13 protein-coding genes and 1 tRNA gene are annotated in these 14,143 nt (G+C 67.0%); 7 read left to right on the top strand and 7 right to left on the bottom strand.

Annotated elements, in window-relative coordinates:
• Window positions 1–84: NAD(P)-binding domain-containing protein (locus J2X01_RS16385; protein WP_310059728.1), on the bottom strand; the 84-nt coding region annotated here is incomplete at its 3' end.
• A 238-nt stretch (window positions 85–322) separates the two neighbouring features.
• On the opposite strand from J2X01_RS16385, the gene J2X01_RS16380 reads away from it, so the two are divergent.
• Window positions 323–1,051: a FadR/GntR family transcriptional regulator gene (locus tag J2X01_RS16380; RefSeq protein WP_310059711.1), complete on the top strand. Its 729-nt coding sequence runs from the start codon at window positions 323–325 to the stop codon at window positions 1,049–1,051.
• Window positions 1,052–1,273: 222 nt separating this feature from the next.
• On the opposite strand, the gene J2X01_RS16375 is transcribed toward J2X01_RS16380, so the two are convergent.
• The 6 genes from J2X01_RS16375 to J2X01_RS16350 form a co-directional block, all read right to left on the bottom strand.
• Window positions 1,274–1,552 (bottom strand): hypothetical protein, encoded by a 279-nt coding sequence (locus J2X01_RS16375; protein WP_310059707.1) that lies wholly within the window; start codon window positions 1,550–1,552, stop codon window positions 1,274–1,276.
• 140 nt (window positions 1,553–1,692) lie between these two features.
• Window positions 1,693–3,429: an HNH endonuclease signature motif containing protein gene (locus J2X01_RS16370; protein WP_310059705.1), complete on the bottom strand. Its 1,737-nt coding sequence runs from the start codon at window positions 3,427–3,429 to the stop codon at window positions 1,693–1,695.
• 92 nt (window positions 3,430–3,521) lie between these two features.
• Window positions 3,522–3,597 (bottom strand) — tRNA-Val (locus J2X01_RS16365).
• A gap of 139 nt (window positions 3,598–3,736) precedes the next feature.
• Window positions 3,737–4,630 (bottom strand): NAD-dependent protein deacetylase, encoded by an 894-nt coding sequence (locus J2X01_RS16360; RefSeq protein ID WP_374724986.1) that lies wholly within the window; start codon window positions 4,628–4,630, stop codon window positions 3,737–3,739.
• 31 nt (window positions 4,631–4,661) lie between these two features.
• Entirely contained in the window at window positions 4,662–5,177 is a 516-nt protein-coding gene (locus tag J2X01_RS16355; RefSeq protein WP_374724988.1) for a peroxiredoxin, read from the bottom strand.
• 5 nt (window positions 5,178–5,182) lie between these two features.
• The gene (locus J2X01_RS16350) at window positions 5,183–5,602 is read right to left on the bottom strand and encodes a DUF3052 domain-containing protein (RefSeq protein WP_310059702.1); all 420 of its coding nucleotides are present in this window, start codon (window positions 5,600–5,602) and stop codon (window positions 5,183–5,185) included.
• 424 nt (window positions 5,603–6,026) lie between these two features.
• Between J2X01_RS16350 and aceE the strand changes: the two genes are divergently transcribed.
• The 6 genes from aceE to fabF all read left to right on the top strand — a co-directional run bounded on the left by aceE (window position 6,027) and on the right by fabF (window position 14,057).
• A complete protein-coding gene (aceE, locus tag J2X01_RS16345; protein ID WP_310059700.1) occupies window positions 6,027–8,780 on the top strand; it encodes a pyruvate dehydrogenase (acetyl-transferring), homodimeric type in 2,754 nt (917 codons plus the stop codon).
• A 200-nt stretch (window positions 8,781–8,980) separates the two neighbouring features.
• Window positions 8,981–10,225, top strand: a complete 1,245-nt coding sequence (locus J2X01_RS16340; RefSeq protein ID WP_310059695.1) for a PucR family transcriptional regulator — start codon at window positions 8,981–8,983, stop codon at window positions 10,223–10,225.
• Between the two features lie 87 nt (window positions 10,226–10,312).
• Entirely contained in the window at window positions 10,313–11,242 is a 930-nt protein-coding gene (locus J2X01_RS16335; RefSeq protein WP_310059692.1) for an ACP S-malonyltransferase, read from the top strand.
• The gene (locus J2X01_RS16330) at window positions 11,239–12,300 is read left to right on the top strand and encodes a beta-ketoacyl-ACP synthase III (protein ID WP_310059688.1); all 1,062 of its coding nucleotides are present in this window, start codon (window positions 11,239–11,241) and stop codon (window positions 12,298–12,300) included. The genes J2X01_RS16335 and J2X01_RS16330 overlap by 4 nt, the downstream gene beginning before the upstream one ends.
• A 119-nt stretch (window positions 12,301–12,419) precedes the next feature.
• On the top strand, window positions 12,420–12,665 hold the full coding sequence (locus J2X01_RS16325) for an acyl carrier protein (RefSeq protein ID WP_011692310.1): 246 nt from the start codon (window positions 12,420–12,422) through the stop codon (window positions 12,663–12,665).
• A 156-nt stretch (window positions 12,666–12,821) separates the two neighbouring features.
• A complete protein-coding gene (gene fabF, locus J2X01_RS16320; RefSeq protein WP_310059685.1) occupies window positions 12,822–14,057 on the top strand; it encodes a beta-ketoacyl-ACP synthase II in 1,236 nt (411 codons plus the stop codon).
• Window positions 14,058–14,143: the final 86 nt, after the last annotated feature.

The following is a 14,143-nucleotide window of genomic DNA, read 5'->3' as shown; positions in this document are numbered from 1 at the left end:
AACAGTGAAGCCGTTCCGGGCCAGGTTGCGGGCGAGATTGGCCCCCATCACCGCAAGGCCGGTGACACCGATGTGTGCTGACATCAAAACTCCAATTCATTCTGTGCAACAAGTGCATTTCGTCCCGCGCGTGAGGCCAGGACCATCTTCTTGGGATCAGTGGCTGTCAATAAACCATATGTATTTCCATGGGCGGCTGGAAAGCTGTGCCCACGTGGCGGAATATGGCGCGTCACATACAGTCTATGATTCCCGGGCCCTCCGCACCGGCCGGGCCCGAAACATCAGCTGGACCAGCGTCCGCCGCACTATGCTTACGACTATGTCAACCAGCCTCCACCACCGCGCGATTGAGCACCTCGGCACCCGCATCGTCGCAGGCGATCTCCCGGCCGGCCACGTCATGCTGGCGGAGCACCTCGAAGAGGAACTCAAGGTGTCCCGATCGGTGGTCCGCGAAGCGGTGCGTGTCCTTCAGTCCCTCGGCCTGGTGGAGACGACCAAGCGTGTGGGCATCCGGGTTCTGCCGGCCAGCCGCTGGAACCCCTTCGACGCCCAGGTGATCCGCTGGCGCCTCGCCGGCGAGGGCCGGGGCGCGCAGCTGCGTTCGCTCGCGGAGCTGCGCACCGCGGTCGAACCTGTCGCCGCAGAGCTGGCCGCCGCCAACGCCCCCGAGGAAATCCGCCGCGAACTCCTCGACGTCTCGCACGCAATGCGCGACGCCGGGCAGTCCGGAGACGTGCCGAGGTTCCTGGAGCTGGATATCCATTTCCACTCCCTGCTGCTGACCGGCTCCGGAAACGAAATGTTTGCCAACATGGTGGGTCAGGTGGCGGAGACCCTCACCGGGCGGACGGTGCACGGTCTGATGCCGGACCACCCGCGGGCGACGGCGCTGCAGTGGCACGTAAACCTGGCGGAAGCGATTGCCAATGGGAACCCCGAGGCAGCCCGCGAGGCCTCGGACCGGATCATGCGGGAGACCATCTCGGACATGGAACCCGAGTGGAAGAACCAGCCCCGGGTGTTTGTCCCGGTCCAGCGGCCCTAGCCCGGCCCACGCGGTTCACTTCCACTCGCCGCCAATGTGCCTGTAATTACGCCATCGACTGGGCATTTGGGCGGCCCGGAATCACCGTCGCGTGTTTCACAATTCCAAAAATTCACGGTATATTCATTTCAGGCCTTCCACCGCGGCATCCCCCAATAGTCGCGGTGGAAGGCCTTTCCAATGCCCCGGCAGCTCCGGCCCGCGAGCCTGTTTCTGCCCCGCCTACGCCGCGTCCGCGATGGCCTCCCGCAGCCGCCAGCCGCCGCCCAGGCCGTCACGGACAATTTCCATCGTCGTGAGGGCGGAACCCGGGTTCCGGCCCAGTCTCGCCTGGATCTGCCAGACTTCGACGTCGACCCGGGATAGTCCCTTGGGCATCCGCCGCTCGGCCTCCCACCAGCTCACCCGCTCGAACCAGCGGACCGGCTCCGCGCCGACAAGCCATTCGCGGCCGCCGCGCACCAGGACCTGCGGCCTGCCATCCGTACCAGATTTCACCATGACGTGTTCCATGCCAGCCACGGTAGGGCGAGGCTCCGACAATATCCGCGTTGCTCCGAACCCGGGCGCCCGGTCAAGTGGCCCGTCTGGTGGCCAGCCTCGTCAGCCGGTCAAGTGGCCCTCTGGTGGCGGCTCCGGTTTCATTCGAGCTGGAAGTAGCGGTTTCGGCGTGGCACCTGACTTGGGTCAAGGTGCGGCGGGGGGATGAACCAGGGAATACCGGTGCGGACCTGGACGGTCCATTGTTCCTTGTGGATCAAGTGGTGGTGGTGTGAGCAGAGCAAAGCGCCTTGCTCTGTTCCGGTGGTTCCGCCGCGGGACCAGTAGTCGACGTGGTGCGCTTCGCACCAGGTTGCGGGGATGGTGCAGCCGGGGAACGCGCAGCCCTGGTCGCGGGCGGTGAGGGCTTTGCGGATGTGTGGCGGGAAGACCCTGGAGGTGCGGCCGATGTCCAGGACGCGGCCGTTGCCGCCGAGCACGAGGGGGATGATGTCCGCGTCGCAGGCGATCTTGCGGGCCGTGGAGGCGGTGACGGGTCCGGTGAACAGCAGGGTTCCCGCGCCCGATCCCGGTCCGCGTGTCTGTGGGTCGGCGCCGCCGAGCTGTTCGAGCAGGTCCCGGTAGTTGATGGTGACCATCACCTGCGGGCGCAGTCCTCCGGAAGCGGGCATATCTCCGGCCGCGAGGGCCACCTTGCACGCACCGACCAGGCCATCCAGCAACCGTTGCGGACGGGTGCGCTGATCCAGCCGCGCTGCAGCCGCCTCCTCCGCAGCCGCATCGTCCACGGTACCGCCCGCGTTGGCGTCAGCATCGGGCCGGGCGTCAGACCGGGCATTTTCGGCCGAGCCGGCGTTGGGCCTGGAGGCAGCACCGCCCCGTGGGTTGGCGGTGGTATTCATGACCGTAACCAGGTGTTCGAACTGGTCGGCCGTGGCGAAGATTTCCAGATGCTGCAGCCCACGGTGGGACCGGCGGATGAAAGCGCCTTGGCGCTGGCGTAGCTCCTGCTCACTCGGCTCGGCACCGTCCTGGTCCAGGGCGTCCGTCCACCGCTTCGCGATCCGGGTCAGGAAATCCTGGTCGTTCTCCACCGCCGTGCGGGTCAGGGCATGCTCCATCCGGGCAACGTCCTCGGGCGCGGCCGCGTGCCGGACCCGATCCAGGGACAGGCTGACCAGGGTCGCTGCCCGGGAGGCGATGTCCCCGGCGGCGAGGACAGCCGCGAGTTCTCCCCGCCCAGCCGGCAGGGGCTGGCCTGACAAACCGGTGCGTGGCAGAACGTCTGAAGCCAGGGCCAGCCGGCGCCGCGCCTCCGCCGCGGTGATCCGCAGCCTCGCCCGCAGGAACTCGGTGGTGTTCCGGTACCCGTCATCGACCCAGCCCTGCGCACGATCCGCGCCACCCGGCCCGTTACAGCCCGCACCGGGCCCGACAGCCGCCGCAGCAACTGCCGCAGTCGCAGTCGCATCCGTGGTCGCAGTCGCCGTCGCCGTCGCCTCAGGGTTCCAGCCGGTCAACCAGCCGGCAGGGGCATCGGACCCAAACTTCGCAGCGTTCCTGGCTGCAGCTGCAGCCTGGCCGCGGGTCCGGTCGACCTCCGCCGCAGCCACAATCTGCAGGTGATCCACGACTCTGGACAGCTCCTCCACGCGGCCGGCGAAATCCGAAGCCTCCGCCACCCCGAACCGCGCCGCTTCCGTCACAGCCGCCCCGGTTGACGCCCGGAGCACTGCAAGAGCCACGTCCACCGCACCGAACAGGTCTGCCCCGAGCCGAAGCGGCACCGGCACCGACGTCGGTCTGAACACATCAGGGCGGATCCCAATGCCAGGCCTGTCGGCCTGTCCCGGGATGAAATCTCCGATGGCTTCCATACCCCAAACTCTGCCAGTTGGCTACGACACTTTCAGCGCACACAAGAAACCCCGCCATGCGCCCTTGGGGGCCTGCATTGACGGGGTTTCCTTGGTGGGTCCTACCGGGATCGAACCGATGACATCCACGGTGTAAACGTGGCGCTCTACCAGCTGAGCTAAAGACCCAAACCGCTGTTTCCGCGCTTCCGCACTTCAACCAACGAAGAGTTACTGTACCGGATGAACCCTGCGGAGCGCCAATCGCACCCGCGCCGCACAGGGCGGCTCAGAGCGTCGGGAGCTTGGCAGCGACCAAGTGAGGTTCTCAGAGCGACGGGAGCTCGGCAGCGAGCCAGCCGAGCGCCTCGCTGACGCCGGCGTCGAGCTTGACGGTGGCAAGCCCGTCCCCGCGGGTCTGCCCCCGGTTGATGATCACAACGGGCTTTCCGTGCTTGGCCGCGTGCCGGGCAAACCGCAGGCCGCTCATCACCGTCAGCGAGGAACCGGCAACCAGGAGGGCGCCGGCCTCGTCCACGATGGCGTACGAGCGTTCCACCCGGTCCTTTGGGACGCTCTCACCGAAGTAGACGAAATCGGGTTTGAGCGTGCCGCCGCAGGCAGGGCAGTGGGCCACGACAAAGCTGCCGATCAGGGCGGCGTCCTCGACCGTGGCGTCGGCGTCCGGAGCCATTTCGATGACGCCGGCGGAGAGTGCCCGTTCCAGCCAGCCGGGGTTGAGTTCTTCCAGCACGCCCGCCAGCAGCGTCCGGCTGTAACGCCGGTGGCAGGCGAGGCAGACCACCTGATCGAAGCGGCCGTGCAGGTCCACCACGTTGACACTCCCGGCGTCCTCGTGCAGGCGGTCCACGTTTTGGGTGATGAGTCCGGTGAGCAGCCCGCGGTGCTCCAGCCGGGCGACGGCGGCGTGGCCGGCGTTGGGGTCGGCCCGGCGCAGATGGGACCAGCCGATGTGGTTCCGGGCCCAGTAGCGGCGCCGGTTGTCCGCTTCGCCGATGAATTCCTGATACGTCATGGGCGCCCGGGGGGCGGCGCCGGGCCCGCGGTAGTCCGGGATGCCGGAATCAGTGCTGAGGCCGGCACCGGTCAACAGAGCGAATCGCTCCCCCGCGAGAATGCCCTGGATTTCCCGCAGGACCTCAAGCTCGTCCCGGGCGGGTTCCCCGGCCGGGACCGGGGGCAAGCTGGCAAAGCCAGTCATGCCGATCCCGGGCCGCCGCGTCCGCACCGCGTTAGCTCCCGCCGAGTCCCGCCAGAGCGGAGCGGTACGCCTTGAAGTCACGGGCCTGGCCGCGGGGGTTCACTACGACGTAGCGCACGATTCCGTCCGCGTCGATGATGAACGTTCCGCGTTTGGCCATGCCGCTGGCGGGGTCAAACACCCCGTATTGCTCGGCGACGGCCCCGTGCGGCCAGAAGTCCGCGAGCAGGTCGAAGGCATAGCCTTCCTTCTCCGCATAAGCGCGTTGGGCGAACTTGCTGTCCACCGAGATCCCCAGCACGGCGGCGCCGGCGTCCTCGAACAGCGCCAGGTTGTCCCGGATCTCGCACAGCTCACCCGTGCAGATGCCGGAGAAGGCGAACGGGAAGAACACCAGGACGACGTTCCGGCCCCGGAGTTCCGAGAGCCTCACGGGTTCGCCGAACTGGTTCAGCAGTTCGAACTCCGGGGCAGGCTCGCCGACGGCGGGCACAGCCGGTGTTACGGCGCCATCTCCGGTCGTGCGGAACGTGCCGGCTTGGGTCACTTGTGTCACTTGTTTTTCCGCGAGACCAGGCGGGTCGCGCTCCAGTCCCTGGATACGCCCGCAGAAGTGGTGACGTGAAGGCCAGCGGTAGGGGCGGCATCCTGGATGTCGGCCGGTGAAACGTAGCCCGGACGGCCGGATTTGGGGGTCAGCACCCAAATGACACCGCCCTCTGTCAGGGTGGTCAGCGGATCGACCAGCGTGTCGACGAGGTCGCCGTCGCCGGCCCTCCACCACAGAATGGCAGCGTCGACCACTTCATGGTCGTCCTCATCAAAGAGTTCAGAGCCGGTGAGATCCTCGACGTCGTCGCGCAAGTCGAAGTCGACGTCGTCGTCATAACCGAATTCCTGAATCAGATCCCCGGTTTTGAAACCCAGTTTTTCCGCCACATTTACCGAAGTGGCGGCGTCGGCCTCACTCACTTGTTGCTCCTATGCTTGGTGTTTTCTACAAACCTAGTGATTTCCATTACTGCAAGCCAACACCCTTTGCGCCTGCGCTTCAAGCTGTTGGCCCCGCGATCCGCCATATTCTGCGTCACACACAGCAATCCGGGGACTGCCTGGCGGCACTTCGTCACAGAACAAGTATGCCCGTCAAATACGACGGGACCGCCACGCGACGGCTACGCATCCCCGAGATGTGAGAGCTAGAGTGACTGATGACGACTGCGCCCGCGAGGGCGAACGACCCGCTGACGCTGGCGGGCACAGTTGTGATTGGACCTTGCCCGGCGCACATGACCGGGCAGTTGTAACCGATATGTCGCACACGTCGCGTTCACGCCAGGCAGTTACCCTGCCGGAGCTGAGGGCGCCGGTGAATGCGCTCAAAGAGAGGTTGGACGTGGCTGCAGGAGAAGAGACCTCCCATATCCTCAGCGGGTTGACAAACCAGCTGCCTGATCGTGATCCGGAAGAGACCGCCGAATGGCTGGAGTCCCTGGATACCCTGATTCAGGAACAGGGCACCGAACGTGCCCAGTACATAATGCGCAGCCTGCTCCAACGGGCCGGCGCGCAGAGCGTGGGCGTTCCGATGGTCACCACCACCGACTACGTGAACACGATCCCGGTGGACCAGGAAGCGCCGTTCCCCGGCGACGAGGAAATCGAGCGCAAGTACCGGGCATGGCTGCGCTGGAACGCCGCTGTCATGGTGCACCGCGCGCAGCGGGCCGATATCGGCGTCGGCGGGCACATCTCCACCTACGCCGGTGCAGCGACGCTGTACGAGGTTGGTTTCAACCACTTCTTCCGTGGCAAGGACCACCCCGGCGGCGGGGACCACGTCTTCTTCCAGGGCCACGCCTCCCCCGGCATGTACGCCCGCGCGTTCATGGAAGGCCGGCTCTCCGAGGAGGACCTGGACGGCTTCCGGCAGGAGAAGTCCAAGGAAGGGCACGCCCTCTCCTCCTACCCGCACCCGCGCCTGATGCCGGAGTTCTGGGAATTCCCGACGGTTTCAATGGGCATCGGCCCGATGAACGCGATCTACCAGGCGCAGTCGAACCGGTACCTGCACAACCGCGGCATCAAGGACACGTCCGACCAGCAGGTCTGGGCGTTCCTGGGCGACGGGGAAATGGACGAACCCGAGTCCCGCGGCCTGCTCCAGCTGGCCGCGAACGACAAGCTCGACAACCTCAACTTCGTGGTCAACTGCAACCTCCAGCGCCTCGACGGACCGGTCCGCGGCAACGGCAAGATCATGCAGGAACTCGAGGCATTCTTCCGCGGCGCGGGCTGGAACGTCATCAAGGTCGTCTGGGGCCGGGAGTGGGATGACCTGCTGGCCAAGGACGAGGACGGCTCGCTGGTCAAGATCATGAACGAAACCGTCGACGGTGACTACCAGACCTACAAGGCCGAGTCCGGCGCGTTCGTCCGCGAACACTTCTTCGGCCAGACCCCGCAGACCAAGGAAATGGTCCAGGACCTCACCGACGACCAGATCTGGAACCTCAAGCGCGGCGGCCACGACTACAACAAGGTCTACGCCGCGTACAAGGCCGCGACCGAGTTCAAGGGCAAGCCCACGGTCATCCTCGCCCACACGGTCAAGGGCTACGGCCTGGGCACCCACTTCGAGGGCCGCAACGCGACCCACCAGATGAAGAAGCTCACCCTCGCGGACCTCAAGGCCTTCCGCGACCACCTGCGCATCCCGATCACGGACGAGCAGCTCGAAGGGGACCTGTACCGTCCGCCGTACTACCACCCCGGCATGGACTCCCCCGAGATCCAGTACCTCATGGAGCGCCGCCGCGCGCTGGGCGGCTTCGTCCCCGAACGCCGCTCCAAGCATTCCGAGGTCACGCTCCCGGAGGACAAGGTCTACGAGGTCGCGAACCGCGGCTCCGGCAAGCAACTGGCGGCCACCACCATGGCGTTCGTCCGCCTGCTCAAGGACCTGATGCGGGACAAGGAATTCGGCCAGCGGATCGTTCCGATCATCCCGGACGAGGCCCGCACCTTCGGCATGGACGCGTTCTTCCCGACCGCGAAGATCTACAACCCGAACGGCCAGAACTACCTGTCCGTGGACCGCGAGCTCGTCCTGGCGTACAAGGAGTCCATCTCCGGCCAGATCGTGCACGCCGGCATCAACGAGGCCGGCTCCGTGGCGGCCTTCACGGCCGCCGGAACGTCCTACGCCACACACGGCGAACCGCTGATCCCGATCTACGTCTTCTACTCGATGTTCGGTTTCCAGCGCACGGGTGATTCGTTCTGGGCCGCCGCGGACCAGATGACCCGCGGGTTCATCATCGGCGCCACGGCCGGCCGCACCACGCTGACCGGTGAGGGCCTCCAGCACGCGGACGGGCACTCCCCGATCCTGGCTGCGACCAACCCGGCGGTCCTCAGCTACGACCCCGCCTACGGCTACGAGATCGGCGTCATCATGCGCGACGGCCTCAACCGCATGTACGGGCCGGGCCTGGCGGACAACGACCCGTCGCGGAACGTGATGTACTACATCACGGTCTACAACGAGCCGATTTCCCAGCCCGCGGCGCCGGCGGAACTCGACGTCGAAGGCATCGTCAAGGGGATCTACCTGCTGGCGCCGGCCAAGATTGACGGCCCACGCACGCAGATCCTGGCCTCCGGTGTGTCCGTCCCCTGGGCGCTCGAAGCCCAGCGGGTCCTCGCCGAGGACTGGGGCGTCTCCGCGGATGTCTGGTCCGTGACGTCCTGGACCGAACTGCGCCGCGACGCCATGGCCGCCGAGGAAGAAGCCTTCCTCAACCCCGGCCAGCCCGCCCGCGTTCCCTTCGTCACCCAGCAGCTCGCCGGCGCCACCGGGCCGATTGTGGCTGTCACCGACTACATGAAGGCCGTGCCGGACCAGATCCGCCAGTTCGTCCCGAACGAGTTCGCCTCGCTCGGAGCGGATGGCTTCGGCTTCTCCGACACCCGCGCCGCTGCCCGCCGCTTCTTCAAGAACGACATTCACTCCGTGGTGGTCCGTTCCCTGCAGATGCTGGCCCGCCGCGGCGAGGTGGATGCCCAGGCCCCGGCCCAGGCAATCGAGAAATACCGCTTGCACAACGTCAACGCTGGCACCACCGGCAACGCAGGCGGCGACTCCTAGAGTCACTACTGCAGCGAACGACGGCGGTCCCCACCGGAAGGCGGGGGCCGCCGCCGGCGGTTAAGTCGGCGCTTGACCGTCCGTCCGGTGCCCGTCCGCGACGCCGGTGCCGCTGCGCCGCGGCACTGTGACCCAACACAAAGCGTGTTGTAGCCTTTGCACAAATGGAGCTTGGGCCGGCCGCGTCGTATGCTCGATGCATGGCAGAGCCGATCACCACTCCCGTAAAACGCAAGCCCGCCTCTAGGGCGATGTCCCCGGAGAAGGTTGAGACGCTAAAGAAACTGCGGGCCAGCGTGGGGCAGCTGTCCACTACGACGTTGCGCCAGCTGGAGAAGTCGCTGCCGTGGTACAGCCGGCTCAACTCGGACGAACGCTCCGCGCTGGGCATGGTGGCGCAGAACGGGATCGCCGCGTTTGTCACCTGGTACGAGCGGCCCAGCTCGCCGTCCTGGATCCTCTCCGACGTCTTCGGCACAGCGCCAACCGAACTTACCCGCTCCATCAGCCTGCAAAAGGCCCTCCAGCTGATCCGGATCGTCGTCGAAGTGGTCGAGGACCAGGTCCCGGTGATCGCCCCGGAGGCGGACCAGGGCGCGCTGCGCGAGGCGGTGCTGCGGTACTCCCGCGAGGTGGCCTTCGCCGCCGCCGATGTTTACGCCCGCGCTGCTGAAACCCGCGGCTCGTGGGACACCCGGCTTGAGGCGCTCATCGTCGACGCCATCCTGCGCGGCGAAAACACCGATGCCCTGCGGTCCCGGATTGCCGCCCTGGGCTGGAAGGCGCAGGAGCGCTTCACCGTCATGGTGGGAAATTCCCCGTCCGAACCCAACGCCAGCTACGTCAGCGAACTGCGCCGCACGGCCGGCCGCTTCGCCGAAGACGCCCTCGTCGGGATCCAGGGTGACCGGCTCATCCTCATCCTCGGCGGACTACACGACCGCGAGACCGCCTACCTGAAACTTGCCGAACTCTTCGCTCCGGGACCGGTCGTCTACGGCGCCGAAGCGGACTCCCTGCTCGAGGCCAGCGGCTCCGCCCAGTCCGCCTTCGCGGGGCTCACTGCGGCCCGTGCCTGGCCCGCCGCGCCGCGGCCGGTAGCAGCCGATGACCTCCTGCCGGAGCGCGTGATCTCCGGGGACGACGCCGCCAGGCGCTCCCTGGTCAAGAACATCTACCGGCCCCTGCTCGCGGCCTCCAACGGCCTGGTGGAGACCCTGGGCACGTACCTCGAGCTCGGGCATTCGCTGGAAGCCACGGCCCGGGAACTCTTCGTCCACGCCAACACGGTGCGCTACCGGCTCAAGCGCGTCTGCGACGTCACGGGCTGGGATCCGCTGTTGCCGCGGGAGGCATTTGTGCTCCAGACGGCCCTCGTTGTGGGCCGGCTCGCCGCCCCGCCGAAGCCCGCCACCGAGCGCCAGCCGTCACGTAACACCCCCTGAGCAGTTGTAGACTTCCTACAAAGTGACCCTGTGAGCTTGGTGCAAGAATGCACCGTTAATCACGCCGTAGTTTGGAAAGCTGGATACGTGCTTGCAATCGTCTGCCCTGGACAGGGCTCCCAGACCCCCGGCTTTCTCGCCCCCTGGCTGGAACTGCCCCCCGTCGCAGGCCACCTGGCCGCCCTGAGTGAAATCGCTGGGATCGACCTCACCGCCCACGGCACTACCTCGGATGAGGAGACGATCAAGGACACGGCCGTTGCCCAGCCGCTGATCGTCGCCGCCGGACTGGTGGCTGCGAACGCCCTGTTCGACGTCGAACTCGCCGTCCTGCCGGTCATCCTTGCCGGCCACTCCGTCGGCGAAATCACCGCCTCGGCCCTGGCCGGTGTGCTGACGGAAACCGAAGCCATGACCTTCGTCCGCGAACGCGCCAACAGCATGGCAGCCGCCGCTGCCGCCACCCCCACCGGCATGAGCGCCGTGGTGGGCGGCGATCCGGCCGAGGTCCTGGCCGCGATCGAGGCCTGCGGTGCCACGGCCGCCAACGTCAACGGCGCCGGCCAGACCGTCGCGGCCGGAACCCTGGACCAGCTCAGGGCCCTCGCCGAGAACCCGCCGGCCAAGGCCAGGGTCATCCCGTTGAAGGTCGCCGGCGCGTTCCACACCTCGCACATGTCCCCCGCCGTCACTGCGCTGCGGGCGCTGCGGCCCGCACTGCACCCGCGGAACCCGCAGGTCCCGCTACTCTCCAACTTCGACGGCGCTCCGGTCGCCGACGGTGCCGCCGCCGTCGAGAGCCTGATTGCCCAGGTCTCCCGCCCGGTCCGCTGGGACCGCTGCATGGAAACGCTGGTAAAGCGCGGCGTGACCGGCGTCATTGAACTGGCCCCGGCCGGAACTCTCGCCGGGCTCGCCAAGCGCGGCATGCCAGGAGTGAAAACCGTAACCGTCAAGACCCCGGACGACCTGTCCGCCGCCCTGGCCCTATTCGCAGAACTGGAAGGACAGGCATGAGCGTGCCCACTTTGAAGCAGGCGCCCCTGCACGAAAACACCCGTATCATGGGAGTCGGCGCGTTCCGGCCCGACGTGATCGTCACCAACGAAGATGTCTGCCAGTGGATCGACTCCTCCGACGAGTGGATCCGCCAGCGCACCGGAATCATCACCCGGCACCGCGCCCCCGCAGACATCAGCGTCATTGACATGGCAGAAGGCGCAGCCCGCGAAGCCCTGCAGAAGGCCGGCATCGATGCGTCCCAGCTCGGCGCCGTCATCGTCTCCACCGTGACCCACCCGTACGCGACCCCGTCGGCCGCTGCCAGCCTCGCTGACCGGCTCGGCGCGACGCCGGCACCGGCCTTTGACATCTCCGCCGCGTGCGCCGGCTACTGCTACGGCATTGCCCAGGCCGACGCTCTGGTTCGGTCCGGAGCGGCGAACTACGTCCTCGTGGTCGGCGCGGAAAAACTCTCCGACATCATCGACAACACCGAGCGCAGCATCTCCTTCCTGCTCGGCGACGGCGCCGGTGCCGTGGTGATCGGCCCCTCCGACACCCCGGGCATCGGCCCGTCGGTGTGGGGCTCGGACGGCAGCAAGTGGGAGGCGATCGGCATGACCAACTCCATGCTGGACCTCCGCGAGCTCGCCGCGGCCGGCAGGCAGGGCGGCGGGCTGAGTGCCGAAGAAGCCGCCGTCACCGATGCGGCCGTCTGGCCGACGCTCCGCCAGGACGGCCAGACAGTGTTCCGCTGGGCCGTGTGGGAGATGGCCAAAGTCGCCCAGCAGGCCCTGGACGTTGCCGGCATCAGCGCCGATGATCTCGCCGCCTTTATCCCGCACCAGGCAAACATGCGGATCATCGATGAGATGGCCAAGAAGCTGAAGATCCCGGAGGACGTCATCATCGCACGCGACATCGCCGACGCCGGCAACACCTCCGCAGCCTCCATCCCCCTCGCCACCCACCGCCTGCTGCAGGAGAACCCGCAGCTCAGCGGCGGGCTTGCACTGCAGATCGGCTTTGGTGCCGGGCTGGTTTTCGGTGCCCAAGTGATCGTGCTTCCGTAGCCGTTCCTGTCTTTCCCGTCTTCATATCGCACAGCAAGCCGAGCCCTCGGTTTGAATCATTTCCGCCCGAGGCTGCCAACACACCGGTAGCCGACGGCAACAACAGAAAAGGAGCCATCATGGCTAGCAACGAAGAGATCCTGGCCGGCCTGGCTGAAATCGTCAACGAAGAGACTGGCCTCGCCACCGAGGCTGTCGAACTGGACAAGTCCTTCACCGAGGACCTGGACATCGACTCCATCTCGATGATGACGATCGTCGTCAACGCCGAAGAGAAGTTCGGCGTGCGCATCCCGGACGAAGAGGTCAAGAACCTCAAGACCGTCGGCGACGCCGTCAGCTTCATCGCGAACGCACAGGCCTAATTTCGGCCCCGGCCGGTCCGGGGGCGCAACTGCACCCCCGGACCGCGCTGCTTTGCAGCACCATCCACTGCACCACCCCAAAGTTTTTCAAACGCGGGCCCCGGCAACCTCCCCCAGGTTCCGGACGCGGCCGGCGCACCGACAGAGAGTGATCCCATGGCACGCAAAGTAGTCATTACCGGTCTGGGTGCCACCACACCCATCGGCGGCGATGTCCCCACAATGTGGAAGAACGCGCTCAAGGGCGTCTCCGGCGCGCACACGCTTGAAGATGACTGGGTGGCCAAGTACGAACTCCCCGTCCACTTTGCCGCCCGCGCCACCACCCCCGCCACCGAGGTCCTGAGCCGGGTCGAGGCCAAGCGCATGGACCCGTCCACGCAGTTCGCCGTGGTCGCCTCCCGCGAGGCCTGGGCCGACGCCGGCATCACCGAAATCGACCACGACCGGCTGGCCGTGGCCTTCGCCACCGGCATCGGCGGCGTCTGGACCCTCCTTGACGCCTGGGACACCCTGCGCGAAAAAGGCCCGCGCCGCGTCCTGCCGATGACCGTGCCGATGTTGATGCCCAACGGCCCGGCCGCGGCTGTCAGCCTTGACCTGGGCGCCCGCGCCGGTGCCCACACCCCCGTCTCCGCCTGCGCGTCCGGCACCGAAGCCGTACACATGGGCCTGGACCTGATCCGCTCCGGTAAGGCCGACGTCGTCGTCTGCGGTGGCGCCGAAGCGGCGATCCACCCGATGCCGATCGCAGCGTTCGCCGCCATGCAGGCACTCTCGCGCCGTAACGACGATCCGGAGCACGCCTCACGCCCCTACGACCTTGGGCGCGACGGATTTGTCATGGGCGAAGGCGCCGGTGCCCTCGTGCTGGAAGCCGAGGAACACGCCCTGGCCCGCGGCGCCCGGATCTACGCCGAACTGGCCGGCACGTCGGTCACCGCCGACGCCTACCACATCACGGCCCCCGACCCCGAGGGCCTTGGCGCCACCCGTGCGCTGAAGGCTGCCATGTTCGACGGCCGCATCCAGCCTGAAGACGTGGTGCACGTCAACGCGCACGCCACATCCACGCCGGTCGGCGACAAGCCCGAGTATGCGGCGCTCAAGGCTGCCCTCGGCAAGCAGGTGGAGAGCGTCGCCGTCTCCGCCACCAAGTCCCAGATGGGGCACCTGCTGGGCGCTTCCGGTGCGGTGGAAGCCGTGCTGACCGTCATGGCCATTTACGACCGCAAGGCGCCCGTGACCATCAACCTCGAAAACCAGGACCCGGAGATCCCGCTCGACATCGTCACGACGGCCCGCGACCTGCCGTCCGGCAGCATCGCGGCGCTGAGCAACTCCTTCGGCTTCGGCGGCCACAACGCCGTGATCGCGGTGCGGAGCATCTAGCTCCGGTTCCCCCGCTGCACGCCACGATGGCGGCAATGTTCTCTGTGAACGTTGCCGCCATCTTGTGTCTGACACTGCTATGGAAT

The sequence above is a fragment of the Arthrobacter ginsengisoli genome, assembly GCF_031456935.1.
Classification (GTDB): domain Bacteria; phylum Actinomycetota; class Actinomycetes; order Actinomycetales; family Micrococcaceae; genus Arthrobacter; species Arthrobacter ginsengisoli.
This window is presented reverse-complemented; position numbering and strand designations above follow the sequence as displayed.